Here is a 25,307-nt window from a genome sequence, read left to right on the forward strand (position 1 = left end):
TATTGCGGCTCGAACGGGCACGATGTCAAAGCCGGAATCATTGGTCGCGACCTTTGTCGCGGGGCAGGGCGCCGCCCTGAGCGACGCCGCCGCGCGGCGCGCGTTGTGCGAGGCGGGGTTCGGCGCCGTTGCGCTGAATTGGCTCGCGCCAGATGTCGCGGCCGACGCCTTTCTGGAAGCCGGCGAGGCGCGCGACTTGTGCGCGCGGCTGCGGGGCGCGCTCGCCGGCGAAGCGGTCGACGTCGTCGTGCAGCCGGCCGCAACGCGCCGCAAGAACCTCCTCGTCGCCGATATGGACTCGACCATGATCGAGCAGGAATGCATCGACGAACTGGCGGATTTCGCCGGCATACGCGACCGCATTTCCGCAATCACCGAGCGCGCCATGGCGGGCGAGCTCGATTTCGAATCGGCCCTGAAGGAGCGCGTGGCGCTGCTCGCGGGCGTGACGCTGGACCAGATCGCAACGCTCGTTTCGCGAATCACGCTCACGCCCGGCGCCCGCGCCCTAGTGCAGACCATGCGCGCGCATGGCGCGCATACGGCGCTGGTTTCCGGCGGCTTCACGCAATTCACGCAGCCGGTCGCCGAGCGCATCGGCTTCCACCAGACGTTCGCGAACCGGCTCGTGATCAAAAACCGCGCCCTGACCGGCGCGGTGATGGAGCCGGTGCAGGGCAGGGAAGGCAAGCGCGCCGCGCTTGCGGGTTTGCGGGAAAGGCTGGGGCTTTCGCGCGCGGCGACCCTCGCGATCGGCGACGGCGCGAATGATCTGGACATGTTGCGCGAGGCGGGTCTCGGCGTCGCCTATCACGCCAAGCCGAAAGTGGCGGAGGCCGCAGACGCCCGCGTCGACTGCGCCGATCTCACGGCGCTGTTATATGCGCAGGGCTATCGTAGCAGCGAGTTTTCGGAATGAGGCGCCCCTCTCCCGCGAGGGGGAGAGGGGCGATGATCTTTATTCCACCGGCAGCGCGACGAAATGCGCGTCGCCCTGGCCGTTGGCGACGATCAAAAGCGCGGTCTTCTTGCCGGCGTCCTTCAGCGCCTTGATCTTTTTCACGGCGTCAGCCGGATCGCTCACCGGCTCCTGGTTCACCTCCAGAAGGATTTCGCCCGGCTGAAGCCGCTTTTCCGCGGCGCTCGACGAAGGGTCGACGGAGGTGATGAGCACCCCGCTCTTGACCGTGTCCTTGATCTGGAAGCGCGCGCGAAGCTCGTCCGTCAGCCGGGAAAGCTCCATTCCCAACGCGGACTGCGACGAGGGGCCCGCGGCTTCGGGCTTGTCCTTGCCCGACTCCTTCGAGGCGACCTTTTCGCCGTCTTCGAGGCGGCCGAGCTTCACCCGCTTGGTTTCCTCCTTGCCGCCGCGGATGATGACGAGTTCGACATCCTTGCCGACCGGGGTCGCGGCGACGAGCTTCGGGAGGTCGCGCGACTCCTTGATCGGCTTGCCGTCGAACTTCACGATCACGTCGCCGGCCTTGATTCCCGCCGGCTTCGAGGGGCCCTTATCGTCCACCCCGGCGACCAGCGCGCCGCGGACCGAGCCGAGATTGAGGGTCTCGGCGATCGCGTCGTCGACGTTCTGGATCCGCACGCCGAGCCAGCCCCGCCGGGTCTCGCCGAACTGCTGAAGCTGTTCGATCACGGGCTGCACTGTGTTGGCGGGCGTCGCGAAACCGATGCCGACCGAACCGCCGGAAGGCGAGAGAATCGCCGTATTGATGCCGATCACCTCGCCGTCCATGTTGAACAGAGGACCGCCGGAATTGCCCTTGTTGATGGAGGCGTCGGTCTGGATGTAGTTGTCGTAGGGACCGCTGTCGATGTTGCGGTTGCGCGCCGAGACGATGCCGGCCGTGACCGATCCGCCGAGGCCGAAGGGATTGCCGACGGCGAGCACCCAGTCGCCGACGCGAGCCTTGTCGCTGTCGCCGAATTTCACCGCCTTGAGCGGCTTTTCCGGCTTCACGCGCAGCACGGCGACATCGACCTTCTGATCCTTGCCGAGAATCTCCGCCTTCAGTTTCTGCCCGTCGTTGAAGATCACGGTCACTTCGTTGGCGTCGGCGATGACGTGATTATTGGTGATGACGATCCCGGCGGCGTCGATCACGAAGCCAGAGCCGAGCGAGGACGATTTGCGCTGGCGCGGCATCTCCGGCAGGCCCTGGCCATGACGGCGCTTGAAGAACTCCTCGAACAGATCGTCGAAGGGCGCGCCCGGGCCCATGCCCGGCGGCAGCCCCGGCATGTCGCCGTTCTTTCCCTGCTTGGCCTCGATCGTCTGGGTCGCGGAGATATTCACGACTGCGTCCGAGACCTGTGCGGCGAGATCGGCGAGCGAGTCCGGCCCTTTCGCCGAGGCGGGGGTCGAAAGCCACAAAGTAGTAACCGTCGCGAGCGCCAGCGCGGCGCGACGAAAGACGGATGTCATGCGTGATGTCTCCTGCGGGACAATGTTCCTGCTGGCGCGCGCCTTTGAATGCGCGCGGGGGTTAACGTTTTTGGGCCCGCTCCGGAGGCGTCGAGTCGATGACCGGCGCCGCGCTCCCCTCCGGAGCCGAGAAAAAACGGAAGAATTCCGAGCGCGGACTGACGAGAAAGCGCGTTTCCCCCGGCTTGAAGGCCGATTCATACGCCTGCATCGAGCGATAGAAAGCGAAGAAGTCGGGATCCTTCCCAAAAGCTTCGGCGAAAATGCGGTTGCGTTCCGCGTCGCCCTCGCCCTTGATCTGATCCGCCTTCTGCTGCGCCTCCGCCTTCAGCACGATGACGTCGCGATCGGCCTTGGCGGTGATTTTCTGCGCCTGCTCCGACCCCTGCGCACGATATTCCGCAGCCTCGCGCTGACGCTCCGTCTGCATGCGCCCGTAGACTTTCTCCGAAATCTGCTGCGGGAGGTCTACGCGCCGGATGCGCGCGTCGATGACCTGCACGCCGAAACGGCGGGCCTCCCGGTCGGCCTGTTCCTTGATCTTGGCCATCAGCGCGGAGCGCTCGTCCCTCACGATCTGTTGCTGATTGGCCTCGGAAAGGACACGGCGCACAGCAGAGTTGAGAACCGAGCCGAGCTGATTGTTGGCGCCCAGCACGCTATTGACCGACTGGTAGAATTTCAGCGCGTCGACGATGCGGTAGCGGATGAAACTGTCCACCTCGAGGCGCTGATTGTCGGCGGCGAGAACCTCGAGGTTGGGGCTCTCCACGTCGAGTATGCGATTGTCGAATGTGACGACGTTTTCGATCAGCGGCAGCTTGAAGTGGAGCCCCGGCTCCGTGATGAGCCCGCGGCCGGCCACCGGTTCGCCGAATCGCAGCACCAGCGCCTGCTCGGTCTGTTGAACCGTGAAGAGCGCGCCGCCAGCAAGAGCGACGGCGGCCAGGAGGAGGATCGAGAGGACGAAAAGAAAGCCGTTCTTCACTGTTGCGCTCCCTTGAAGGGGGCGAAGGAGGGCAGGGGCACGAATGGCGCGACGCTTGCGCCGCCCTTGGCGGGATCGTCGAGAATCACCTTCTCGGCGCCGCCCAGAACCCGCTCCATGGTCTCGATGTAGAGGCGCTGGCGGGTCAGCGCCGGCGCATTCTTGTATTGCTCGTAGATTTTCTCGAAGCGCGCCGCCTGGCCGCGCGCCTCGGCGACGGTCTGCTCGCGATAGGCTTCCGCCTCCTGAAGAATGCGGGCGGCGGCGCCGCGCGCCTCGGGGACGACCCGATTCGCATAGGCCTCCGCCTCGTTGCCGAGCCGCTGTAAATCCTGCTGCGCCGCCGTGACGTCGCGGAACGCCGCGATGACCTGCTGGGGCGGATCGACGGACAGCAACAGCACCTGAAGCACCAGCACGCCGGCGTGATAGTCGTCGAGCACCTTCTGCATCAACGACTGGCAGGCGGGCTCGATCAGCTTGCGATCGGCGGTGAGGATCTTCTGAATTTGCGATTGCCCGACAATCTCGCGCATCGCGCTCTCGGCCACGGCTTTCACCGTCGTGTGCGGATTGGCGACGTTGAAGGCGTAGTCCTCAGGCTTGGCCGGGTCGATCTGCCAGACGACGCGGAACTTCACGTCCGCGATGTTCTCGTCGCCGGTCAGCATCAGGCTTTCCTCCGGCGCCTCCGGTCCAAGCCGTTGATTTTGCTGGCCTCCACGGCGGCGTCCCTCAAGCGCGGCCTCCTCCCGGAAGCCCACGTCGGTGACGTTGCGGTCCGTGACCGCGAGCTTGATCACCGAGCCGACAGGGGCTGGAAGATTATAGTTGAGGCCCGCCTGCGTCTTGCCGCGATACTTTCCGAAAATCAGATTGAGGCCGATTTCGTTCGGACCGACCGTGTACAGGCCGGAGAGGAGCCATGCGAGCAGCGTGAGAAGGACGAGGATCGCAAGCCCTCGTCCGCCGAATCCGGCGGGCAGGATCTGCTTCAGGCCCTCCTGGCTGCGGCGAAGCAGCTCCTCCAGGTCCGGCGGCTGGGCGCCGCCGGGGCCTTGTCCCCAGGGGCCGCCTTGCTGCCCCCACGGATTGTTGTTCTGGTTACGGGGTCCGCCTTGATCGCTCCAGGGCATTTTGTCTCGCGGAGAAGTTGTCGTGGCCTCGGGCGCGGCGGAAGACGCCACGCTTAAATGTTATAGGCATTCGGCGCCGTGGCGGCAATGAGAGGCGGTCCAGCCGTCGCAATAACGGGAGATCTGGCGATGACTCCGAACTACGCCGACGCCGCCGCGAACGAGCGGACCTACCTTGCGTGGGTGCGAACGGGAATCGCCGTCGTCGCGCTGGGCTTCGTGATCGAGCGGTTCAATCTCTTCCTGCTGGCGCTCGCGGCCGAATCTGGGACTGGGACCGGTTTGCCGCAGCTTCGCCGGCTTGCGAGCCCCGCCGGGCGATACGGCGGCGCGGCGTTGGTCTGCGCCGGCGTCCTGATCATTATTCTGGCGACGATTCGCTTCACACAAAAGTCTTTGCTGCTCGCCGGCGATACGGGCCGTTTCGCCCGGATGGCCGCAGGAACGCTCGCCGCGCTGACTGTCCTGATTCTCGCCGTCGCCGCCTTCAGCGCCTATCTCGCGATCAGCTGATCAGCGATACCAGACGAAGGCGAAGGAAACGAGCAGCGCCAGCGCAAAGCCGATCAGCGCGTTCATCAAAAAACCGCCGCCGAATTCATCCATGACCACTCTCCGGAGCCAGTGTCATCCGGGGAAAGAGTGCCATTCGTTGTCGCTGCGCGCAACTTGGCGGTTCGGGCGGAAAAAATTACGGGGCATGAGGACGGCTCCCCATGCCCCGGAATGTCGACCGTCGAAAGAGCGACGATCAGCAGGTTACGCGCAGATGAAACGGACGATCCGAGGCTGCGCCGGTCGTGTCCGAGGTCTGCACGAAAACGGCCGTCGCGACGCCCGCGCGCGCGGCGGTGGCGATGATTTCCGGCGTCGCGACGCCGGCGCCGGCGTTGCCGATCGTAGCCACGTAGTTGCAGCCTGTCAGGTTCCGATAAAACCCGATCTGATAGGCTCCCGTAAACCCAGCAATCTTGAAGGTCGCCGAGAGTTGCGCGCCATCACTGCGCGCGACCGTGCCGTCGGCGTTGATGACTGCCCAGAGATCGGCCGATCCGAGGACCGAACCGACCGGCGCCTGCGGGGTCCTTTCGCCATTGCCATTTGCTCCCCCGGCATAAGCAACGGACGCAACGCCGATGACCAATGCCGTAGCCGCCGAAATCGCCGCATGAGTTTTCTTAAATTTAATTATTTGCCCATCCAGTTATCTGCCTAGGACTAAGCCTTGGGATGACGGGAAACAACTTTATTTTTACTAGGCTCAACGACGGTCCTCCCATCGCCCGGCGACGTCAACGGAGCGCCGATTGCATTTGATATGAAGTGCTACCATAGGTATATTTTTTTCACTTTTTTGCAGGCATCAATGGCAAGGGTTCGCGCAAAATGCGGCGCCGAGGGCGAATCGGGGAGGTATGAGGCGCCGGCGTTCGGATGGCGGCTGGGAATGAAGTTTTGACGATGAAATGGCGGAGACGGTGGGATTCGAACCCACGATAAGGTTTCCCCTATAACGATTTAGCAAACCGTCGCCTTCAGCCTCTCGGCCACGTCTCCGCAACATGCGCGGCAGAGCGCACGGTCAGCGACATATGCCAAAGCGTCTTCCGCTTGGCAAGCATCTGTTGGCAAGCATCTGTCTGCCGGTCGCGCGTCCCCGCGCTCGGGCGGAGCGGCTGCCGCGCGTTTGCGCGTTTGGGCGCCTCATTGTGCGGCGGGTCCAAAAAAACGCCCATGGCCCGCCTGCTTTCGCGGCAGACCCGCCGAATCTATGTGGCTTCGGCGCAACACCGCGAATCTTATTGCCCTGGAAGGCCTTTCAGATCGCGAGATTGCGTTGACTGTGCAGCGCGGCGCCTGTGAATTGGGGCATGGCTCATGGAGGAAGAATCGTTTCTCCGGCCGAGCCGGGCAAAAAATTGGAGGCGACATGCTTGGTCGTCGCTTCCGTCTGCTCTACTGAGAATGAGGCTGGTATGAAAAAAATTGCTCTCTCGGTCGCCGCCCTGGCGCTGACCGCCGGTTCGGCGCTCGCCGCCGACCTTCCGTCCCGCAAGGGCCCGCCGGTCCTTCCCCCGCCGCCGCCCCCGCCTCCGATGTGGACGGGTTTCTATGTTGGTCTGAACGCCGGCTACACTTGGTCGAACAGCAACACCGTCACTGTCGGCACGGCGCCCCTCTGGGCCAATCCGCTCCTGACGCCGTTTGGCGTGTCGCAGTTCAATAACGTCGCCTTCGGCGGCAGCGGCGTCCTGAGCGCGTCGAACGACGGCTTCATCGGCGGCGGCCAGGTCGGCTATAACTGGCAGTTCTACAACAACTTCGTCGTGGGCATCGAGGCCGATATCCAGGGCATCGCCGGCAGCGGCAACGGCGCGACCCTGTCGACGGCGGCCCCGACCACCGCGGCCGGCATCAACAGCTATACCGCGCTGAGCGTCTCGAGCCGTCTCGATTATCTGGGCACGGTTCGCGGCCGCCTCGGCTGGCTGTTCACCCCCACCCTCATGGTCTATGGCACGGGCGGTCTCGCCTATGGCGGCGTGACCTCGAACGCCCAGGCGTTCTTTGCCCCGCAGACCCCGTTGGTCGCGGACGTTCTCCCCTATGCGTCGGCTGGCGCCTATTCCGACACGCGCGTGGGCTGGACGGCCGGCGGCGGCGTCGAGTGGATGTTCTGGCCGAACTGGAGCGCCAAGGTCGAATATCTCTATTACGATCTCGGCACGGTCAATTATTCGGGCGGCTTCAACACGGCGTCGACGATCGGCGGGATCCCGGTCTGGTCGCACGCCACGCAGGTCAGCCAGCGCTTCGACGGCCATATCGTCCGCGCGGGTCTGAACTATCACTTCAACTGGGGCGCTCCGGCTCCGGTCGTCGCCAAATACTGATCGCTTCGATCGCTGATCGTCGCGATTGACAGAATGGAGCCCGGCCCTGCGGCCGGGCTTTTCTTTTTCCTGTGACGGCGGCGCGGCGCGCAGGAAATTCCCGAGCGCGTATTGTCCGGATCGAGCCGTCGCTCTAACCTAGAATTCATTGTCGTCGAACGCTTGGCCGATTCGTGCATCCCGACGATTTTTTTGATTTGATCGAACGTCTGGCGCGCGCCGATCGCGTCGACTCGGCTTCCGACGCCCTTCGGGAGTTCATGCGGGCCTGGGGCCTGCACAACGCCGCTTACGCCGCGCTGAACATGCCGACGCCCGGCGGCGCGCGCCCCTTGCTCTCCGTCACCTATTCGGCCGAGTGGCAGAAGCACTACGCCCAGAACGGCTATGTCGATCTGGACCCCATCGTTCGCGCGGGGCTCGGCGGCATTCTTCCCATCGACTGGGCCGACATCGACCGCAGCGATCCGACGATTCGAAAGTTTTTCGGCGAGGCGCAGGAACTCGACGTCGGCGCCAACGGTCTGTCAATCCCGATCCGCGGCCGGCTCGGAGAGTTCGCCCTGTTCACCGTCACCACGAACGGAACAGGCCCCGAATGGCGCTCCATGAAACGGGAGCTGTTGCGCGATCTGATGGTGGTGGCCTTCAATTTCCACGCGGCGGCGCTGCGATCCTGCGGGACCGCCGACGAGCAGCCCGTGCATTTGCCGCCGCGCGAGGCGAGTTGCCTGCGCTGGAAAGCGCTCGGCAAGACCGACGAGGAAATCGGACGCATTCTCGGCATCAGTCCGCATACTGTCCGCTTTCATCTCGAATCCGCGCGCGCCCGCCTCAACACGGCGAACACGACCCACACCGTCGCCAAGGCGGTGGCGCTCGGTCTCGTCAACATGTCCTACGAACCGACGCATCTCTTCCCGAGGAGACGTCGCTGACCCCCCATTTTCGGGAGGTGATAACCCTCTGTCTTTTAACCAGATTACCCTCATCACAAACTGATGAGAGGACTAGAGGGATGATCAAGATCATTCCAGGCGAATGGCGCGGCCGCTATCCCCGGCTCGTCGATGAAATGCACCGCCTTCGGCGCAGCGTGTTCCATGAACGTCTGAAATGGCAGGTGACGGTCATCAACCGCTGGGAGATCGATGGCTATGACGCGCTGGACCCGTTGTATGTGCTCTCGCTCGACGAGAACGAGCGTGTCATCGGCGGGCTTCGGCTCCTGCCTACGACCGGCTTCAACATGCTCAACGACACCTTCCCCGAGTTGTTGCCGGACGGCGCGCGCATCCAGAGCCCCCTGATCTGGGAGTCGAGCCGTTTCACCGTAAGGATGACGGGCGACTGCCGCGTCGACGCGCCGACCATCAGCCGCGCGACGGCGGAACTGGGCATGGCGCTCAACGAAATCGGCAAGGCGGCGGCCTTGACCCATATCGTCACTGTCTACGACCGCGCGATGCACCGCATGCTGATGCGCGTCGGCTGCGCCGGAGAGCCGCTCGGACCGCCGCGAATCATCGGCGGCGTGGAGACCTACGCCGTTCTCTACGAGGTGGGACCGGAATGGGATGCGCGGGTGCGCGGGCTCGCCGGCTTGTCGGAAATGACGCTGGAGCCGGCGGTCATGGACAGCTTGCGGGCGAAGCTTGCGTCGTGAGCGGGGCTCCTTCGGACGCGCGAACGAAAAATAAAAGAGGGTAGGGGCTTAGATGATCTATGTCATCACAAACGAGAATTTTATGCTTCTTGATCGGAAAATCGAGAAAGCTTACCGGCGCCGCTGTGAGGGCCCCGAACTTCCAAGCGCATGCGTCTGTCTGAGGAATATGGAGTGCGCCGCTCTGCTTGAGTCCGCCGGCGAGGCCCAACGTAGCAACGAGGAGGGGCGCGCCTGGCTCAGCCGGCTGGCGCAGGACGTGGAGGAGCTGGCGCACGGGGCGCAGAGGCGCCGTCTCAGCGATACGCGCATGGTCGCGGCCAACACAAAGAAGCCGGCTCGACCATCCGCGCCTCGCGGAAAACGGCGTCGCGCCGTCGGCGCCTGAAAAAGAAAGACGCGCGTCCAGGGGGCGCGCGTCACTAGTGCGTCCCGCGTCGGCCGATCAGTTCACATAAGCGGTGATCGCGAAGGTGACGGCGGCGGCGGCGGCGAGAATCGACACGATGGCGGTGAACGAGTTCATGGGCGTTTCCCTCTGCCTGTGGCGTTGCCGTCGACTGCTCTTTGCGGCGATGTAGACCGACGGCGCGACGAAATAACGCACCGGCTCACGCCATCGCGCAAGCGGGAAAAGTTATTGCGATGCACGCATATTCAGTCGCGCGCCGTCGTTCTGATCGAAGTCGCAGAGACGCGCTATCTGGAAATATGAGACTTTCCAGCCGCTTTGCAGCGCAATGACGATCGTTTGTCGGGCTGCGCCGAATATGACCCGCATCAAGCAATTGCCTGTAGTTTTGCCTTCAGGTCGCCGATTTCCGTTTCGGCGCGCACCTGGTCGGTGACGTCGTATTGAACGCCCAGGAAATAGAGCAGGTTCCCTTGGGCGTCGAAAAGCGGCGTAATATTGAGCTTATTGTAGAATAGCTCGCCGTCCTTCCTGTAATTGCGCAGCGTCACCTCGATCGGCTGGCGATTCTTGATCGCCTCGCGCAGACGGCGAAGCCCCTCTTGATCCCGGTCGGAGCCCTGCAAAAACCGGCAGTTGCGTCCGATGATCTCCTCGGTCTCGTAGCCGGTGATTTCCTCGAAACGCTTGTTGGCGTAAACGATCGGCGCGTCCTCGATGTCCGGGTCGGCGAGGGTGACGCCGTTCACGCATGTGTCGAGTATCGTCGTCAGTATCTCGGGGATGATTTCAGCGTCCTTTCGGACAGAGAACATCTGCGCCTTATCCTGGCTTTTGGCGCGCGCCCAGACGCGATACGCCGAAGGCGCCATGCCGGCGTAGCGTCGGAAGGCGCGGCGAAAGCTCGCCTCGTCGACGAAGCCAGCGCTGGCGGCGAGTTCCTTGACGGGCTTGGCGCTCGTTTCGAGAAGGGTTCGCGCCGTTTCGACGCGGATGCGGTCGATGAAGGTTTTCGGCGATTCGCCGCAGGCCAGCTTCAGCTTGCGGTGTAGCGTCCGCTCGGAGGTCGAAAGCGCGCGGGCGAGATCCTGGGCGTTGAACGCCGCGTCCGATTGCCGGACGATTCGCTCCGCATCCGCGAGGAATGCGTCCGCGCCGCCGCTGATCACGCTCGGCGTGTAGGCGGCGCCCTTCACGCCGCCTTTGGTCGGCGCCGCCTCGCCCAGCGTGAAGTCGGCGGCGATCCGGCCGGCCTCGGGCCCGCAGAGCGTTCGCAGGACATGCAGCCCGACGTCGATCCAGGAAAGAGGCCCGGCCGCCGTGACCACGCGCCGGTCGTCGATCAGGCGCGCCCCCCAAGCGGCGTCGGCGCGGGGATAGCGCCGCTTCAGCTCCTCGTGATGCCACCAGCTCGTGGTGCAGCGGCGCCCCTCGAGCAGACCAGCCTCTCCGAGAAGGAACACGCCCGAGCCGCAGCCGCCGATCAGAGCGCCGCGGGAATGGTGGCGACGAAGCCAGGCGGCCGCCGCGCCGAGCGTGGACATGTCCGGCGCCGTTCCGTCGGGCGCCGGCGCGAAACTCGGCACGATGACGGCGTCGCAGATGGAAATTTCCTCGAAGGACGTTTCGACGTCTAACGTCGTGCCGCGCCCGTCGTGGATCGGACGGCCGGTCGCGCTGGCGGCGACGGCGCCGAAATCGGGCACCACGCCCGCAGCGTCGCCCGGCGGCAGCGTCGCGGCGATCGCCCGCCGCGCCAGCGCAAGCAGGTCGCTCAGGCCGAGGAACGCAGACCCCAGACAGCCGTCCAGGCCAGCGATGACGATCTTGATCATGCCTCCCCACCATTTATCTTTTTGGCGAATTATGGACTCGATTTGGCTATTTCGCCATCCTGACCTAGGATGTCCCCAATCACATGTTGAGGAAGGCGAGGGCATCCGTCCTCCGTCATCATGGTGTTATTCGGGCGAGTCCGCTCCTGCCGTGGCGGGGGGGCTCGTCCAGGGAGGTGAAAATGAAGGCGAATTGGAAGAAATATTTGCCTTGGGTCGTCTTCGTCGCCGTCGCGGGCGTCCTGTTTGCGATGTTCCAGCAACAGCAGTCCCGCACGCCTGCGCGCGAAATCACCTTCAGCGAACTGCTGGTGCAGATCGACGAAGGCCGCGTCCACGACGTTACGATCGCCGGCAATGAAATCTCCGGGCACTTTAACGACAACCGCACCTTCACGACTTATGCGCCGAACGATCCGTCTCTGGTGCAGAAGCTCGAAGCAAAGAAGGTGCAGATCAGCGCGAAACCCGCCAGCGACAATCCCGGCTGGCTGTCCACGCTGATCGTGAACGGTCTGCCGCTGCTTCTGTTCATTGGCGTCTGGATCTACATGGCGCGCCAGATGCAAGGCGGCGCCGGCGGCCGGGCGATGGGTTTTGGGAAGTCGAAGGCGAAGCTTTTGACGGAGACCCAGGGTCGGGTGACCTTCGAGGACGTTGCGGGGGTTGACGAGGCGAAGGAGGATTTGCAGGAGATTGTTGAGTTTCTTCGCGATCCGGGCAAATTCCAGCGTCTCGGCGGCCGGATACCGCGGGGCGTTTTGCTGGTGGGTCCGCCCGGCACGGGCAAGACGCTGCTGGCGCGGGCGATCGCGGGCGAGGCGGGGGTTCCCTTCTTCTCGATCTCGGGTTCGGACTTCGTGGAAATGTTCGTGGGCGTGGGCGCGAGCCGCGTGCGCGACATGTTCGAGCAGGCGAAGAAGAACGCGCCCTGCATTATTTTTGTCGACGAGATCGACGCGGTGGGCCGTCACCGGGGCGCGGGCCTTGGCGGCGGCAACGACGAGCGCGAGCAGACGCTGAACCAGCTGCTTGTTGAGATGGATGGGTTCGAGGCGAATGAGGGGATCATCCTGATCGCGGCGACGAACCGTCCGGACGTTCTCGATCCGGCGCTGATGCGTCCGGGCCGGTTCGACCGTCAGATCCAGGTTCCGAACCCGGACTTCATCGGCCGCGAGAAGATCCTGAAGGTTCACGCCCGCAAGGTGCCGCTGGCGCCGGACGTCGACCTGAAGGTGGTGGCGCGCGGCACGCCGGGGTTCTCGGGCGCGGATTTGATGAATCTTGTGAACGAGGCGGCGCTTCTGGCGGCGCGCCGGTCGAAGCGGATCGTGACGAATCAGGAGTTTGAGGACGCGCGCGACAAGATCATGATGGGCGCGGAGCGTCGCACCCTCTCCATGACGGAGGAGGAGAAGAAGCTCACGGCCTATCACGAGGGCGGCCATGCGCTGGTTCAGCTGACGGTTCCGGGGGCGATGCCGATCCACAAGGCGACGATCATCCCGCGCGGCCGCGCGCTGGGCATGGTTCAGGGTCTTCCCGAGCGGGATCAGGTGTCGCAGACCTACGAGCAGCTGACGGCGATGCTGGCGATCGCGATGGGCGGCCGCGTGGCGGAGGAGCTGGTTTTCGGCCACGACAAGGTGACGTCTGGCGCGGCGTCGGACATCCAGCAGTGCACGCGGGTTGCGCGGGCGATGATCACGCAGCTTGGCTTTTCGGACAAGCTCGGGACGGTCGCCTATGCGGACCCGCAGCAGGAGCAGTTCCTGGGTTATTCGATCGGGCGTCAGCAGACGCTGTCGGAGGCGACGCAGCAGACGATTGACGCGGAGGTTCGCCGTCTGGTTCAGGAAGCCTACGACAAGGCGAAGCAGATCCTGACAGAGAAGCGGGCTCAGCTGGACACGCTGGCGAATGCGCTTCTGGAGTTCGAGACGCTGACGGGCGAGGAGATGAAAGGCCTGCTGGTCGGCAAGCGCCCGGTCCGCGAGGACACGGGCTCGACCTCCGCCCAGCCCCCCCGCGGCTCCGCCGTCCCCGCAACAGGACAAAAACCCGAACCGGACGTGGAAGGCGGCGTCGCGCCGCAGCCGATCTGATCCGGTTCAGGAACCTCGACAGAAAAAGAAGGCCCGGCTCGAGCCGGGCCTTTTTTTCGATAGACAGCATGTTGCGCTGCAAAATCAAGAAATTGCGGCCAAAGCCGATGGCGGTTTTTGTCTCTACATTGGCGACAAAGTCACTGTTGTCTGGCGGTACAAGAAGCAAGATGCGTCAGCTTCGAGGGGGAGTTCCTCGAGAGCGAAAAAATCAAAGAGGAGTTATCGAATGAGCTCGACCACTAGCACAGCTACTGGCGTAGCTGCTGGCTCGGAAGCTGTAGTCGATCTGCGTGGGATGTGGATTGGCCTTGCGCTTCTGAACACGTTTTATCTGATCGTTCGCATTTATGAGCAGGTGTTCGGCTGGCGCGCTGGCCTGGACTCTTTTGCTCCGGAATTCCAGACCTACTGGATGTCGATCCTTTGGACCGAGATTCCTCTGGAGCTGGTTTCTGGTCTGGCTCTTGCGGGCTATCTGTGGAAGACGCGCGACCGCAACGTCGACGCGGTGACGCCGCGCGAAGAGATGCGCCGTCTGGTTGTTCTGGTTCAGTGGCTTGTCGTTTACGGCATCGCCATTTACTGGGGCGCGTCGTTCTTCACGGAGCAGGACGGCACGTGGCACATGACGGTTATCCGTGACACGGACTTCACGCCGTCGCACATCATCGAGTTCTACATGAGCTACCCGATTTATTCGGTGATCGCGGTTGGGGCGTTCTTCTATGCGAAGACCCGCATTCCGTATTTTGCTCATGGCTACTCGCTGGCGTTCCTGATCGTCGCGATTGGCCCGTTCATGATCATCCCGAACGTTGGCCTGAACGAGTGGGGCCACACCTTCTGGTTTATGGAAGAGCTGTTCGTCGCTCCGCTGCATTGGGGCTTCGTGTTCTTCGGCTGGATGGCGCTGGGCGTGTTCGGCGTCGTTCTTCAGATCCTGATGCGCATTCATGCGCTGATCGGCAAGGAAGGCGTCGCCCTCCTCACCGAGTAAGGTTGGATGACCCGCTCGCGCCTTCGGGCGCGAGCGGACATTGCAAACTGGAGGGAAGTCGATGATTGCTTATCTTCTCATCGCGGCGTCATTGCTCTCGCCCCTGGCCTTTTGGTTCGCTGCGCCGCGTCGGGTAGCCGTTCCCGTGAGGCGCCGCTGCAGGGCGAATAGCAGAAGCTTTTAAGACCGGTCTTGTTCTCCCAACTTGACTGTCTTTACCCGCCGATGCCGTATGACATACGGCGCCGAGCGGGTAAGCTTTTAGGGCGTCCGTCTCCGTGTGGGGTTGAACGTCGCGACACCCCCGTTTTTCGGTTTCTCCCGCTACATTGTATTTTCAGGCGACCGGCTTAGATCGACAGATGCGACGCACAAAGGGTTCGTCGCGCCGGCATCGGGAGACAACTGATGAATGATCTGCTTGTCATTGCTTTTTCTTCGGAGCAGAAAGCCGAGGAAGTGCGCCAGAAGCTTTTCAAGATGCAGAAGGAATATTTGATCGAGTTGGGCGACGCAGTGGTCGCCGTGAAAGATCCTGACGGTCACATCAAGCTCAATCAGCTGTTCAACACGACGGCGATCGGCGGCGTGTCGGGCATGTTCTGGGGCGCGCTCATCGGTTTGATTTTCATGATGCCGCTCGCCGGCGCGGCGCTGGGCGCGGCCTCTGGCGCGGTCTCCGGCGCGCTGACCGATTTTGGGATCGACGACAAGTTCATGAAGGACGTCGCTGAAGTTGTGCCGCCCGGCGGCGCCGCGCTCTTCGTCCTCGTGCGGAAAATGACGACCGACAAGGTGCTTGAGGGACTCAAAGGGGTCGGCGGGACGGTCTTGAGAACGTCCTTCGAAAAATCCAAGGACGACGCCATTCGAGCGGCGCTTTCCGCGCAAAACCCGACGAGCTGAGAAAAGTCGAAACAACGCCGGCTCGTCCGTGACGGCGCCGGCGTTGTTTGCTGTCAGGCCGATCCTTTTTCCGCCTCGCGCCGCTGCGAGTGGAACGTCGTGTAAAGACTTGCGACGATGAACGCCAAGCCCAAAATTGCGACGAAGAAGAAAAGCGATGCGCGCTGAATGATCGCCATGGCGGGCACGAAGAGAGCGAGGATCAAACCCACAACGCAAATCTGCCAGGCTTCGGCGTGCACGCCGGCGACAAAGGTTCCGAGCGCCAGAAGAACCATGAGGTTCAACCCGGTCGCGTTGACGTCGACGAGAGCGCGCATCGTCGGGGTGTAAATCAGCCACATGGCGGCGAGAAACGCGGCCCAGTGAAGGATTTGCGTCCAGACGAGCTTCACGCGTTCTTCCCGCGTCGTTGCGTAGCGCCAGCCAATATGAATGCACAGCGCGCAATAGACGAGGGTCAGGAACTCCCAATACAGTCCGATTGGTTCGCCCGTAAAGGTGACGAGGCCGATGCCGAGCACCGCCATTGACAACATGATGATATAGGGAAGGTCGATCTTCAGAACGTCGAGGAAGAGCACCTCGGCCGGCTGTGTCGTGATCTCCTCGATGCCGTGTTCGATCGCGGTCACCCAGGACGTGTCATGCGCGCTCTCCTGGGATTTTTCCGCCTCTTTATGAGGTTCGGCCGCGCCGCCGCCGGCCGTATCCGGGCTGTTCGACATTTTGAGTTCCTTGTTGAGACGCGTTGCCGGTCAGTCGAGACGCGCCGAATCTGCGCCATGAGCGGCGCCTTGGACACCATCTGGAGGATAGTGCGGGGGACCAAGGTCGGCAACCGCCGCAAATTGTCCGATTTTTCGCATTGTGCGCCGGAAGGCGCGGCGGTAGCAGCGGCTTTTCATGTCTAACTGGAGGCCGTAATGAAAAGATCGCTAATACTCGCCGCCTTCGTGGCGATGGCGGGATTCGGCGTCTGGTCGCTCTATGTCGCAAGCCGCTATCAGGCGCTCTGCGAACTTTCCTACTGGTCAGCTACCTCGGCCGAGTTGAAGCTCTGCGACGAACGCGCCGCGGAACTGATTGGTAGGTGACGCCGGAACGCCGCCTCCCTCAGCGGACGATCAACATCGCCGCGCTGGCGACGACTGCGAAAAGCACGGAGTAGGTGACGGCGTTGGCTATCGGTTTTCTGATCATAGCGTCAATTGGGGCGTTGAATGGTTCGATTGCAATTGGTCAGAACGGCGCGCGTCCAAGGGTCGCAGGAACTGAAAGGCCAAGCTTTTACAAAAATACACTCTGATGACACGAACGCCTTGCGCCAGACGAATCGCGAGGCTAGGCTTCGAACAAGGTGACGGAGCGCCTGTCTTCGTCGCAACAGAAACGCCCCGACCGTGGATGTAACGGCGGGGCGTTTTTATTTTTCGAGCGGCGCTTCGGTTTCAATAGTAATAGCGGTAGTGCCGACGGGCGTAATGGTAGTGCGGACGCGGGGCGGTCGCTGCGCCGATCAGGGCGCCGCCAGCAGCGCCGATCGCACTGGCGGCAAGGGTGGGGCCCGCCATGCCGCCGGAAGCGAGCGCGCCGATGCCGGCGCCGCCGAGTCCGCCGATGATCCCGCCGCCCAAAGCGCGCTCGCCGGGCGTATAGCAGCCGTAGAGCGGCAGGCAGGCGGCTATCGCCGCCGCGAGAATCACGGCTTTCTTCGCGGGGCGGGCGATCGTCAGGCTCTGCATCTATCCAAATCCTCTTGTCGATGAGCGGAGCGCCTCGAAGCGCCGAGCTCCGGGCGTGCGAGTCCGGAGGTGACGGAATTTTGCGCCAGAAGGATGGCCCTGACGCGGCGATGGCTCGGCGGGGAGACGTTATCGCGGCTGCGGCGAAGGGACCGCTGGCGCGTTGTGCCGCCGCATGGAACTATGTGGACAATGCGCGACCGTGCGAGAACCGCTGGCCTGACATCATTCTGGCCGTGAATCCGATTCGCACGTACGATAGGATGAGACAGGCTCGACGCCGATGGAAAACGCTTGGCTGGATAGATTGCGTTCGCTCGCCGATGCGCTGGAGGAAGCCGTCGATCATATCGAGACGCTGGAGGCGATCGTCGAAATTCTAGAGAGAAAGCATCCGGAGACGGTGGATTGCGCGCGCGCCGAGGTTGCGGTGGCGAAAAAGGATCAGCATCTCTGAGCCCGGGTCATGACGCGACCTCGGGGGAGTCCGCATGCCGTGGGCGGGCGCATCGACGCGCGGCGCAGGGCCGGGCCTTTCCGTCGCGCGCGGTCAGTCAGGCTAGCTTTAGGGGGACGACAGTCTTGACGAGCGGGCGGCAAGCCTGCATGCGTCGGCCGTCTTCACCGCCGCGTCTCAGCTTGGCGCCGGGATCCGGTCACAATCATGGCGCCCAGGCTTCGGGGATGAATGTGCCGGGGTTCGCATTGTTGCGATTGCCCGTGAAGACGACGCCGCTCGGCCAAGCGTCCATCGTAATCACGCCCGGGAAAACCGTATTATTTTGAATGACGACGTTGGTCGCGGCGCCGAAGCCGTAAGACATCGCCTGACGACGCGGGGCGTACATCACATTGTCCGATATGATCGCATTGGAGAGGTCGGCGTGGACGTAGATGTGGCCGTCGCGCCATTTGTTGGCGCCCAGAAAAGTGTTTCCGATGATCCTAAGGCCAATGGACGGGCGGGGATAGAGGTGAACCGGCCACCCATGTTCAATGTTGTAGAAGAAGCTGTTTGCGATCGAGAGATTGTTCGTTCCGTCGATATAAACGCCGTGATCGTGGTTCTGGTAATGGGCGTTGCGGGGGCGGCAGCCGTTTTCCCCGGGACCGAGCCGGCCGATATCATGGAAAATATTCCGATCGACGACGACGTTCGCGCCGCCCTGAGCGTAGACGCCCGAAACGCCGTCGTCAGTGTCCGTGCAAACCCGCCCAATGTCGTGAACGAGATTTCCGCGAAGCAGGATATTCGATCCGCGTAAGCTGAAGGCTATCCCTCTGAAGCCAAAAATCTGGAAGTCCTGAAAGCGAACATAGCTGGCGCCGCGCCCGATATAGACGCCCGTCGACGTCGAGAAGTTGGCGCCGCTGAGCCTCGCGCCCCATTTTCGGAGCGATTGAAATGTGATCCAGGCGTCGGGCGCGCCGCCGTGCGATAAATCCACGAGCGGTTCGGAAGACGATGTGTAGGTTCCGTCGCCGACATAGATTGTGTCCCCCGGAGAGGCGACGTCTGCGCCTTTCTGAAGCGTGGCGAACGGCGTTGAAATAGAGAGTCCGCTGTTCGCGTCGTTTCCATTCGGCGAGACGTAGAACACTGTGGCCCCAGAGGCGGAGACGGAGGCCAGAAAAACGATCGCCGCCCCAAGCAGCTTTCCAAAAAGCTCGCTCATGAATCGCCCCCTACAAGTCGCTTGACTCCGGCGATCCGCACTCGACCAATGCGAGACGCAAATCTCGATAGCGGAAGGCAAGGACAATTCAGCCAGGTTCGCCGAAGCCTGAACGCAACTATTTTTAAGTGACGCCTGTTAACCTTATCGAAGAAAAACCCTCCGATCGGCTTTTGCAAGCTCGGCCAAAAAGCGAGCCGACGGCGTTTCAATTCGCAGTGGCGGCAAGCCGTGAGCGCAAGAGAAAAAATACATGAATTCCCACCGCTGCATGATCATCGCTGATCATGCAGTCATAGGGCCGATTGCGCTTGCGCTCGTCCGCCGCTGCGACAAAATCGTGCGCGCTGCGACCAGCATCATTCGGCGGGGATCGATTACATTTGATCGGCGCGACGCCCAAGCAACTCGGGATGGTTATATGGACAAGCTCAAGTATATATCTGACTTTGACGTTGCTATTGAAGCGGCGATCAACTATCAGTTTCTTCCAATAGTCCGTAGCTCGGCGATAGCGCGTCGGTTTCCAGTTTCAATCCGGCTTGTCCGCCAGCGCGGAGGTCCGGCCGAGGCGAAGTTGTCCTTCATTTGCTGAGGCGGTGATCCTATGGAACGTCAAGACGTCATCATCGTCGGCGCGGGCATGGCGGGAACGCTGGCGGCGAATCTTCTTTCGCGCCAGGGCTTGGCCGTGACGCTTATCGACTCGCGCGCCGAATTCCCGCCGTTGTTTCGCGCGGAGAAGCTCGAGCCGGATCAGATCGAACTTTTGCGTAAATTCGGGCTGTTCGAAACGGTCGCGCCCTGGCTGGCGCCAATAAGGGAAATTCTGCTCGCTTATCAGGGCAAGGTCGTCGCCCGGCAACCGATCGAACAATACGGCGTAGAATATCGCAATCTCGTCAATCCGCTGAGAGCGGCGCTTCCGCCCGCAGTCACTTTCAAACTTGCAAGAGTGGAGCGTATCGAGACCGATGCCGAGCGGCCGAAAGTCGTCCTCTCGGACGGAGAGGAAATCGAGGGGCGCGTCTTATTGATTTCCGGCGGAACGGCGAGCGGTTTCGCAAAGCAGCTGGGGATCGAGAAGCGCCCATTGTATTCCGACCTGTCTTTGGCGTTCGGCTTCGATGTCGCTCGGGTGGACGGAAAGCCTTTCGCATTCGACGCGGTCACCTATCGGCCCGATACTGTCGCAAACCGCGTTGGATATCTGACGCTGTTTCGCTTCCCTGAAACGCTGCGCGCAAACTTGTTCGTCTATTGGTCGCCCAAGGATCCGGAAACCCGTAAGTTCATGCAGGATCCCACGCATGAGCTGGAGCGCGTGCTGCCGGGACTTCGGTCAGTCATCGGAGACTATCACGTTCCGGGAAGGGTGGAAGCTTGCGCGGTCGAACTCTACCGGATGGAGGAACCCGCGCGACCGGGCGTGGTTCTTTTCGGGGATTCCGGTCAAAGCGTTTGTCCGACGACAGGCATGGGCCTCAGCAAGGTGCTTACAGACGTGGACGTCCTCTGCCATGACTACGTGCCGCGTTGGTTGCAGACCCCGGGGATGGGCGTGGAAAAGATCCGGGAATTCTATCTCGACCCACGAAAGCAGTCGGTAGACCGCGCCGCCTGGGTCGGCGCGCTTACGGGGAGGGACCTGGTCACGAGCAAGTCGCCGCTCTCTTGGTTGCGCCGACAGATCGGACTGTGGCGCTGGAAAAATTCGGACAACCGCGTGGTCTCGGCTGTCGCCGGATTGTTGCGGCAAGGTCATGCAGCCTTGATGAGATGATGTGAAACAAAGCGGTTCGTTGGCGATAGCGGGGTTCGTTGAATATGGGAACGTTGAATAGGGTTTTGGTGTCGTTATTCCGGCCGCTGTGGTTGTTCATTCAACGCCGCGGACCCGCGAGTTTCCGCTTTATCGGCCCGACCGGCTGCATCGAAACGGCTGCATCCTTCGCCGCCTGGAATCAGGTGGAAGGCGATTATCTGGAGTTCGGCGTCTACAAGGGCGAATCTTTCGCCGCCGCGTTTCGCGCGATGAACGCAGCGCGGCGCCCTTTCTCCAGCACTCCGAACGATCCGCCTGAATACGCTCACTGGCGCGCCAATCCGCCAAGGTTCTTCGCCTTCGATTCATTCGAGGGGCTCCCCCCCGGACCCGCGGAGCGGCACGTGGATTACGGCGTCGGCGCCTACGCCTGCTCCGAGGGGCAGTTTCTCGATAATCTGAAACGAGAGGGCGTGGATCTCTCCCGCGTCGTCACCATTCCGGGATATTACGACAAGACGCTTACGCCGGAACTCAAGTCTCGCTACGGTCTCGAGAAGGCGGCGGTCGTGATGATCGATTGCGACCTGTATGAGTCGACGGTTCCCGTGTTGGATTTCCTGACGGATATCGTTGATCAAGGAACCGTCATCATCTTTCAGGATTGGTTTCGTTTCAAGGGCCGCCCGGGTAGCGGAGAGCAGCGGGCCTGCCGTGAATGGCTGGCGCGCAATCCTCACCTCGAACTGATCGAATATTGGCGCGAGGGACCGCAGGCCGTCAGCTTCATCGTCAATCTGAAAGAGAACGATCCGGCGCAGAGCTGATCGCGTGCGCCGAACGCGGGGCGTTTTGCGTGACGAGACGATTTGGAGTCTCGGCTCGATCACGTCGCCATTCGTGGCGCGAGGACGCGACTGAAAACGCGACGCGTCCATGGAAAGCCACGCCTCCGAAGAATCCGCCGGGACAGATCGTCGACAAGTAACAGCGCTTACGCCCAATGGGGCCGCGCGCCATTTTCTTTTGAAAGTAGCATCCTGGGCTGGATCCGCGTCGCACAGGCGCGGCGGCTTTAACCGAAAGGAATTTCAGGTTTCCGCCTTTTCGGAGGCTGACGGCTGCGCTTCTTCGGCGCTCCGCAATCTGTAGGAATTCAGACCGCGACGCCAGCTCGTCGCAAGCCGCCGAACCCACTCGATCTTCTTGGCCTCTTCCTTTATCCGGCCGCCGACGAATTGCATTGTCAGATAGGCTTTGCCTTGACCGGTCAGGCCGATGTTGCATTCATAGAGCGGTAGGGAGTGATCCGCCCAAAGACTCTTGTACGCCTCGTCTCCAAGGGTGAAATCGAACACCTTCAGTCCCCGGGAGATGCTCCATTCCAGCAGGCTTTGCATGAGAACGCGTCCAACCGAGTAACGCGCCCATTCGCCCGCTTCGTAGCTTGGCATGAGCCAATAAAGACGATCTCGAAAAATCATCCCGCAATGCGTCGCAACGATAGTCTCGCCGACGGTGAGCGCCGATGTATGGATGAGGCCCGTCGTCAGGTGTCGTTCGATCAACCGGGAGAAGAAGGCGGAATAACTGGGTTTGGCGAAAAGGTCGGGAAAACCCGTCTCCCGATATTTGCGGCGCTTTTGGCGAATCATGGCGTCCAGAACGCTGCTTGCTTCCTCAGGGGAGGCAGCGATCCAAAAACGCGTCGGCGCAATATCCGAAAGTCGGCGTAACTTGCGAGAAGCGTCAGCGAAAAATTTCGCCTTATGGCGTTTCTTGAATTCCGCGAATGTTTCGGAAAGGGTCGCCGCAAAGGCGTCGTTCGCATGTTTGGCGCCGGGCAGTTCGATAAAGGGATTCGATACGCCCTCGATGAGAGACGGCATTTTGTCGAACGCGATCACATCGACCTGCGGCAACTTCTCCACGACCAACGTCATCAGGCGACTGAGAGCGGCGGCATCGAGAGCCGATGCGAAATCCGGCCGGATGATCGGCGCGTGATAATCTGTGATGCGTCCGCCCAGAAAACTCAGGAACGACAGGCCGCGCCGACGATGGATCCCGAGCGGCAACAACATCAACGTATTTTCGCTGGCGTCGACGATATGAATGATCCGGGGTTCAACTGCCTCCGCGGCGCCGACCGTTTCCTGCCAGGTCGAGAGCCATTCGAAGGTCTGGAAGCCGTAACAGGCGCAGCGCTCCTGGGCCTCGCGCCAACGGCTCTCGCTCTCGCTGAATGAATGGAAGATCTCAACGCGGATTGACGGGAAGTCCGCTGACAGAAACACGGGCCGCCTCTCTTCCGTTCGCCATGGACAAGTCGAGAATTCGACCCTCGACCGGCTTGTTCGTCTTCTATCAGAAAGTCTCTGGGGAGAGGTATCACATCTTCGTTCGAACGCCCACGATTTCGCGTTAATTTAACGACGTGTGCAAGAATCGACGGTCGCGCGAAACGGCGCAAGATCGAACGTAGCAAAGACTTGAGCCTGAAATGCGGCGTTTTGCCGAATTGCGTCTTTCGAAACTTCAATCCTGAGGTCTTTGGACGGCGTCGGTCGGAAATGCGTCGGCATGCGCGCGCGGAACGGACGTCGGCCTTTCTCGTCGCCGGAGCGGGGCTGCGTCCGAAACACCTCAATCCTGGGATTGGATTGTCAAGCTGAAGGTTGGGGACATGAACCTGAACGCCAAGATTGCTCGCGCCGAAGACGCGCCTGGCGCGGCGATCGGTTACCGACCAGATATCGACGGACTTCGCGCGGTCGCGGTCGTCTGCGTGATCGTCTTCCACCTTTCGCGATCGACGTTGCCTGGCGGTTACCTTGGCGTCGATATGTTCTTTGTCCTCTCTGGCTTTCTCATCGCCTCGATCATATGGCGCGAAGCCGAGAAGGGGACGTTTTCGATCGTGGGATTTTATGACCGCCGCATCAAGCGGATCATGCCCGCGCTGTTGCTGTTGCTGCTGTTCACGAGCGTTTTCGCATATCTGATTTTGCTCCCTGCGGATCTTGTCGGCTATGCGAAAAGCTTGCTTGCGACGCTGGCGTTCTCGGCAAATTTCTATTTCTGGCGCGACGCCAGCTATTTCGCGCGGATGGCGCAAGAAAAGCCACTGCTCCATCTCTGGTCCCTCGGCGTCGAGGAGCAGTTTTACGTTCTCTTCCCGTTGCTGTTGATCCTGCTTGCGCGCCGATGGCCGCGTGCGGCTCTTCCATGCATCGTCGCGTTGACGATCATTTCGGTTTTGCTGAATCCGCTCGTTTACAAACTCGGGATCGAGGGCGCCGCATTCTGGTTGCTGCCGACCCGCGCCTGGGAGTTGGGCGCCGGAGCAGTTCTGGCGCTCCTCCCGTCGCAGTTCATTCCGAGCCGAAAAATGGGTGCTCGCATCGGCTTCTTCGGCGCCTTTCTGGCGATCGCCGCGATTGTTCATCCGTTCACGGCGCTGTCGCCGCTGCCCGTCGCGCTACCCGTCGTCGCGGGAACGGCGCTTGTGATTTTCGCCGGATTGACGAACGCCTCGCCGGTCAATCGCGCGCTCGCCGCGCGGCCCTTTGTCCTGGTTGGTCTGATTTCCTACTCGCTTTATCTATGGCATTGGCCGATCATCGTCTTCGGACAATACTATCTGGTGCGAGATTTCACGCTGCCCGAGAAATTCGCCGCCGCCGTGTTGACGGCGGCGGCGGCGGCCTCGTCGTGGCGCTTCGTCGAGCGTCCGTTCCGCCGCAAACATATGCCGGTTCGGACGAGCCGCATTGCCGCCGCGAGCGGCGGAATCGCTTTCGCGGCTTTCGCGCTGGCTCTGCTTGCGCTCCAGGGCGCCCCGGGGCGGCTGAATAGAGAAGCGGCGGTCATCAATGAAGCCGTCGGGACGCTGTATCGCTGTCCGATATCGGACTACATGCTTCTGGGATCGGCGCGCGTCTGTCCGGTCACGCCCGGCCTCACGAATCCCGCCGACGCCGACGTCGTCCTGCTCGGCAATTCGCATGCGCTGATGTTCGCTCCGATTTGGGGCGAAATTTTCAGCGTGCGCGGACTGTCCGTGGTTCTCATCCTTATGGAAAGATGCCTGCCGACGACCCTGGCGAATATCAGTCTCGACTGCAACGAAACTGCAAAAAGCAAGCTTTCAGAAATACTGCCGCTCGAACGTGCGAAGATTGTCGTCGTCGGCATGACCTGGTGGAACAATGACCAATTGCTTTCCGCTGACGGCCGGCGGCTCGACGATCAAGAAGCGCGCGCGCTCACGCAGGCGATCGACGATCTGATCCGGCAGTTGCAGCGCTCGGGAAAGCAGGTGATCGTGACAGGGCCGCTCGCACAGCCTAATTGGGATGTCGCCTCGATCGTCAGCCGCCAGCTCGCTTTTGGCCATCCTGTCGACCGGCCGACGTTTCTGCCTCTCGCGGAATTCAACCAGCGTTTCGGACAGGCGATCCGTCACTTCGAGGAAAGAACCGACATCGGCTTTGCACGGCCCGATCTTGTTCAATGTTCGACGGATCGCTGCAACTTCATTCTCGACGGCCATTCGCTCTTTGCGGATTACCACCACGTCGCAAAGGCTGAGCTGTGGCGCTTCCGGACGCCCTTCGAACATGCGCTGGACGCGATTCGTCTTCCGCCGAAACGGACGAAGTTGGAAGCTCCGTGAAGGAAGGTCCGGCGGGCGCCTCGGGCGTCATCACGACCTCGAACAAGGTTTGGCGCGC

General features: G+C 62.0%; 24 protein-coding genes and 1 tRNA gene. 14 read left to right on the forward strand and 11 right to left on the reverse strand.

All coding sequences use genetic code 11. The features are described 5' to 3' along the window. The first annotated feature begins 22 nt into the window (after positions 1-22). A complete protein-coding gene (gene serB, locus ACV959_RS07600) occupies positions 23-919 on the forward strand; it encodes a phosphoserine phosphatase SerB (RefSeq protein WP_475739270.1) in 897 nt (298 codons plus the stop codon). A 39-nt stretch (positions 920-958) separates the two neighbouring features. On the opposite strand, the gene ACV959_RS07605 is transcribed toward serB, so the two are convergent. The 3 genes from ACV959_RS07605 to hflK all read right to left on the reverse strand — a co-directional run bounded on the left by ACV959_RS07605 (position 959) and on the right by hflK (position 4,564). After that, a complete protein-coding gene (locus ACV959_RS07605) occupies positions 959-2,440 on the reverse strand; it encodes a DegQ family serine endoprotease (protein ID WP_475739271.1) in 1,482 nt (493 codons plus the stop codon). Between the two features lie 61 nt (positions 2,441-2,501). After that, the gene (gene hflC, locus ACV959_RS07610) at positions 2,502-3,428 is read right to left on the reverse strand and encodes a protease modulator HflC (RefSeq protein ID WP_475739272.1); all 927 of its coding nucleotides are present in this window, start codon (positions 3,426-3,428) and stop codon (positions 2,502-2,504) included. Then, the gene (hflK, locus tag ACV959_RS07615) at positions 3,425-4,564 is read right to left on the reverse strand and encodes an FtsH protease activity modulator HflK (protein ID WP_475739273.1); all 1,140 of its coding nucleotides are present in this window, start codon (positions 4,562-4,564) and stop codon (positions 3,425-3,427) included. The genes hflC and hflK overlap by 4 nt, the downstream gene beginning before the upstream one ends. 129 nt (positions 4,565-4,693) lie before the next feature. On the opposite strand from hflK, the gene ACV959_RS07620 reads away from it, so the two are divergent. Next, positions 4,694-5,077 (forward strand): YidH family protein, encoded by a 384-nt coding sequence (locus tag ACV959_RS07620; protein ID WP_475739274.1) that lies wholly within the window; start codon positions 4,694-4,696, stop codon positions 5,075-5,077. Between the two features lie 238 nt (positions 5,078-5,315). Here the strand turns inward: ACV959_RS07620 and ACV959_RS07625 are convergent, their stop codons facing one another. Continuing rightward, the gene (locus ACV959_RS07625; protein WP_475739275.1) at positions 5,316-5,708 is read right to left on the reverse strand and encodes a hypothetical protein; all 393 of its coding nucleotides are present in this window, start codon (positions 5,706-5,708) and stop codon (positions 5,316-5,318) included. Positions 5,709-6,031: 323 nt separating this feature from the next. Further along, a tRNA-Ser gene (locus ACV959_RS07630) sits at positions 6,032-6,121 on the reverse strand. A 419-nt stretch (positions 6,122-6,540) separates the two neighbouring features. Here ACV959_RS07630 and ACV959_RS07635 point away from each other — a divergent pair. From ACV959_RS07635 to ACV959_RS07645, 3 genes are all read left to right on the forward strand, one after another. Beyond that, the gene (locus ACV959_RS07635) at positions 6,541-7,458 is read left to right on the forward strand and encodes an outer membrane protein (protein WP_475739276.1); all 918 of its coding nucleotides are present in this window, start codon (positions 6,541-6,543) and stop codon (positions 7,456-7,458) included. 197 nt (positions 7,459-7,655) lie between these two features. After that, positions 7,656-8,396, forward strand: a complete 741-nt coding sequence (locus ACV959_RS07640) for a LuxR family transcriptional regulator (protein ID WP_475739277.1) — start codon at positions 7,656-7,658, stop codon at positions 8,394-8,396. 80 nt (positions 8,397-8,476) lie between these two features. Continuing rightward, positions 8,477-9,124, forward strand: coding sequence for an acyl-homoserine-lactone synthase (locus tag ACV959_RS07645; RefSeq protein ID WP_475739278.1), 648 nt, complete (start codon positions 8,477-8,479; stop codon positions 9,122-9,124). 445 nt (positions 9,125-9,569) lie between these two features. On the opposite strand, the gene ACV959_RS07650 is transcribed toward ACV959_RS07645, so the two are convergent. Next, complete coding sequence (locus tag ACV959_RS07650) at positions 9,570-9,731, reverse strand: hypothetical protein (protein WP_475739279.1); 162 nt, start codon at positions 9,729-9,731, stop codon at positions 9,570-9,572. A 173-nt stretch (positions 9,732-9,904) separates the two neighbouring features. Then, entirely contained in the window at positions 9,905-11,371 is a 1,467-nt protein-coding gene (locus ACV959_RS07655; RefSeq protein WP_475739280.1) for a GlxA family transcriptional regulator, read from the reverse strand. 182 nt (positions 11,372-11,553) lie between these two features. Here ACV959_RS07655 and ftsH point away from each other — a divergent pair, with 182 nt between their 5' ends. The 3 genes from ftsH to ACV959_RS07670 all read left to right on the forward strand — a co-directional run bounded on the left by ftsH (position 11,554) and on the right by ACV959_RS07670 (position 15,385). Further along, on the forward strand, positions 11,554-13,479 hold the full coding sequence (gene ftsH, locus ACV959_RS07660) for an ATP-dependent zinc metalloprotease FtsH (RefSeq protein ID WP_475739281.1): 1,926 nt from the start codon (positions 11,554-11,556) through the stop codon (positions 13,477-13,479). Between the two features lie 229 nt (positions 13,480-13,708). After that, positions 13,709-14,479: a bacterial ammonia monooxygenase, subunit AmoC gene (gene amoC / locus ACV959_RS07665; protein WP_475737512.1), complete on the forward strand. Its 771-nt coding sequence runs from the start codon at positions 13,709-13,711 to the stop codon at positions 14,477-14,479. Positions 14,480-14,887: 408 nt separating this feature from the next. Continuing rightward, positions 14,888-15,385: a DUF1269 domain-containing protein gene (locus ACV959_RS07670; RefSeq protein WP_475739282.1), complete on the forward strand. Its 498-nt coding sequence runs from the start codon at positions 14,888-14,890 to the stop codon at positions 15,383-15,385. A gap of 53 nt (positions 15,386-15,438) precedes the next feature. Here ACV959_RS07670 and ACV959_RS07675 read toward each other — a convergent pair whose 3' ends face one another. Then, positions 15,439-16,113 carry a hypothetical protein gene (locus tag ACV959_RS07675; protein ID WP_475739283.1) on the reverse strand — a complete coding sequence of 225 codons (675 nt, stop codon included), beginning with the start codon at positions 16,111-16,113 and terminating at the stop codon, positions 15,439-15,441. A 198-nt stretch (positions 16,114-16,311) separates the two neighbouring features. Between ACV959_RS07675 and ACV959_RS07680 the strand changes: the two genes are divergently transcribed. After that, entirely contained in the window at positions 16,312-16,482 is a 171-nt protein-coding gene (locus tag ACV959_RS07680) for a hypothetical protein (RefSeq protein WP_475739284.1), read from the forward strand. 354 nt (positions 16,483-16,836) lie between these two features. On the opposite strand, the gene ACV959_RS07685 is transcribed toward ACV959_RS07680, so the two are convergent. After that, positions 16,837-17,130 carry a hypothetical protein gene (locus tag ACV959_RS07685; protein ID WP_475739285.1) on the reverse strand — a complete coding sequence of 98 codons (294 nt, stop codon included), beginning with the start codon at positions 17,128-17,130 and terminating at the stop codon, positions 16,837-16,839. Positions 17,131-17,413: 283 nt separating this feature from the next. On the opposite strand from ACV959_RS07685, the gene ACV959_RS07690 reads away from it, so the two are divergent. Continuing rightward, entirely contained in the window at positions 17,414-17,587 is a 174-nt protein-coding gene (locus ACV959_RS07690; RefSeq protein WP_475739286.1) for a hypothetical protein, read from the forward strand. Between the two features lie 205 nt (positions 17,588-17,792). Here ACV959_RS07690 and ACV959_RS07695 read toward each other — a convergent pair whose 3' ends face one another. Next, positions 17,793-18,806 (reverse strand): right-handed parallel beta-helix repeat-containing protein, encoded by a 1,014-nt coding sequence (locus ACV959_RS07695; protein ID WP_475739287.1) that lies wholly within the window; start codon positions 18,804-18,806, stop codon positions 17,793-17,795. 253 nt (positions 18,807-19,059) lie between these two features. Here ACV959_RS07695 and ACV959_RS07700 point away from each other — a divergent pair, with 253 nt between their 5' ends. From ACV959_RS07700 to ACV959_RS07710, 3 genes are all read left to right on the forward strand, one after another. Further along, complete coding sequence (locus ACV959_RS07700; RefSeq protein ID WP_475739288.1) at positions 19,060-19,401, forward strand: hypothetical protein; 342 nt, start codon at positions 19,060-19,062, stop codon at positions 19,399-19,401. A 12-nt stretch (positions 19,402-19,413) separates the two neighbouring features. Then, positions 19,414-20,589, forward strand: a complete 1,176-nt coding sequence (locus tag ACV959_RS07705) for an FAD-dependent oxidoreductase (protein ID WP_475739289.1) — start codon at positions 19,414-19,416, stop codon at positions 20,587-20,589. A gap of 92 nt (positions 20,590-20,681) precedes the next feature. Next, on the forward strand, positions 20,682-21,398 hold the full coding sequence (locus ACV959_RS07710; protein ID WP_475739290.1) for a TylF/MycF/NovP-related O-methyltransferase: 717 nt from the start codon (positions 20,682-20,684) through the stop codon (positions 21,396-21,398). A gap of 264 nt (positions 21,399-21,662) precedes the next feature. Here ACV959_RS07710 and ACV959_RS07715 read toward each other — a convergent pair whose 3' ends face one another. Beyond that, the gene (locus tag ACV959_RS07715) at positions 21,663-22,868 is read right to left on the reverse strand and encodes a GNAT family N-acetyltransferase (RefSeq protein WP_475739291.1); all 1,206 of its coding nucleotides are present in this window, start codon (positions 22,866-22,868) and stop codon (positions 21,663-21,665) included. 389 nt (positions 22,869-23,257) lie between these two features. On the opposite strand from ACV959_RS07715, the gene ACV959_RS07720 reads away from it, so the two are divergent. After that, entirely contained in the window at positions 23,258-25,249 is a 1,992-nt protein-coding gene (locus ACV959_RS07720; protein ID WP_475739292.1) for an acyltransferase family protein, read from the forward strand. Positions 25,250-25,307: the final 58 nt, after the last annotated feature.

Source organism: Methylocystis sp. Se48, assembly GCF_056269425.1.

Bases quoted from the DNA above. Each gene is read 5' to 3' on its own strand.
- serB (WP_475739270.1), top strand. From the start codon at position 23: ATGTCAAAGCCGGAATCATTGGTCGCGACCTTTGTCGCGGGGCAGGGC.
- ACV959_RS07605 (WP_475739271.1), bottom strand. From the start codon at position 2,440: ATGACATCCGTCTTTCGTCGCGCCGCGCTGGCGCTCGCGACGGTTACT.
- hflK (WP_475739273.1), bottom strand. From the start codon at position 4,564: ATGCCCTGGAGCGATCAAGGCGGACCCCGTAACCAGAACAACAATCCG.
- ACV959_RS07620 (WP_475739274.1), top strand. From the start codon at position 4,694: ATGACTCCGAACTACGCCGACGCCGCCGCGAACGAGCGGACCTACCTT.
- ACV959_RS07635 (WP_475739276.1), top strand. From the start codon at position 6,541: ATGAAAAAAATTGCTCTCTCGGTCGCCGCCCTGGCGCTGACCGCCGGT.
- ACV959_RS07645 (WP_475739278.1), top strand. From the start codon at position 8,477: ATGATCAAGATCATTCCAGGCGAATGGCGCGGCCGCTATCCCCGGCTC.
- ACV959_RS07655 (WP_475739280.1), bottom strand. From the start codon at position 11,371: ATGATCAAGATCGTCATCGCTGGCCTGGACGGCTGTCTGGGGTCTGCG.
- ftsH (WP_475739281.1), top strand. From the start codon at position 11,554: ATGAAGGCGAATTGGAAGAAATATTTGCCTTGGGTCGTCTTCGTCGCC.
- amoC (WP_475737512.1), top strand. From the start codon at position 13,709: ATGAGCTCGACCACTAGCACAGCTACTGGCGTAGCTGCTGGCTCGGAA.
- ACV959_RS07670 (WP_475739282.1), top strand. From the start codon at position 14,888: ATGAATGATCTGCTTGTCATTGCTTTTTCTTCGGAGCAGAAAGCCGAG.
- ACV959_RS07675 (WP_475739283.1), bottom strand. From the start codon at position 16,113: ATGTCGAACAGCCCGGATACGGCCGGCGGCGGCGCGGCCGAACCTCAT.
- ACV959_RS07680 (WP_475739284.1), top strand. From the start codon at position 16,312: ATGAAAAGATCGCTAATACTCGCCGCCTTCGTGGCGATGGCGGGATTC.
- ACV959_RS07685 (WP_475739285.1), bottom strand. From the start codon at position 17,130: ATGCAGAGCCTGACGATCGCCCGCCCCGCGAAGAAAGCCGTGATTCTC.
- ACV959_RS07690 (WP_475739286.1), top strand. From the start codon at position 17,414: ATGGAAAACGCTTGGCTGGATAGATTGCGTTCGCTCGCCGATGCGCTG.
- ACV959_RS07695 (WP_475739287.1), bottom strand. From the start codon at position 18,806: ATGAGCGAGCTTTTTGGAAAGCTGCTTGGGGCGGCGATCGTTTTTCTG.
- ACV959_RS07700 (WP_475739288.1), top strand. From the start codon at position 19,060: ATGAATTCCCACCGCTGCATGATCATCGCTGATCATGCAGTCATAGGG.
- ACV959_RS07705 (WP_475739289.1), top strand. From the start codon at position 19,414: ATGGAACGTCAAGACGTCATCATCGTCGGCGCGGGCATGGCGGGAACG.
- ACV959_RS07720 (WP_475739292.1), top strand. From the start codon at position 23,258: ATGAACCTGAACGCCAAGATTGCTCGCGCCGAAGACGCGCCTGGCGCG.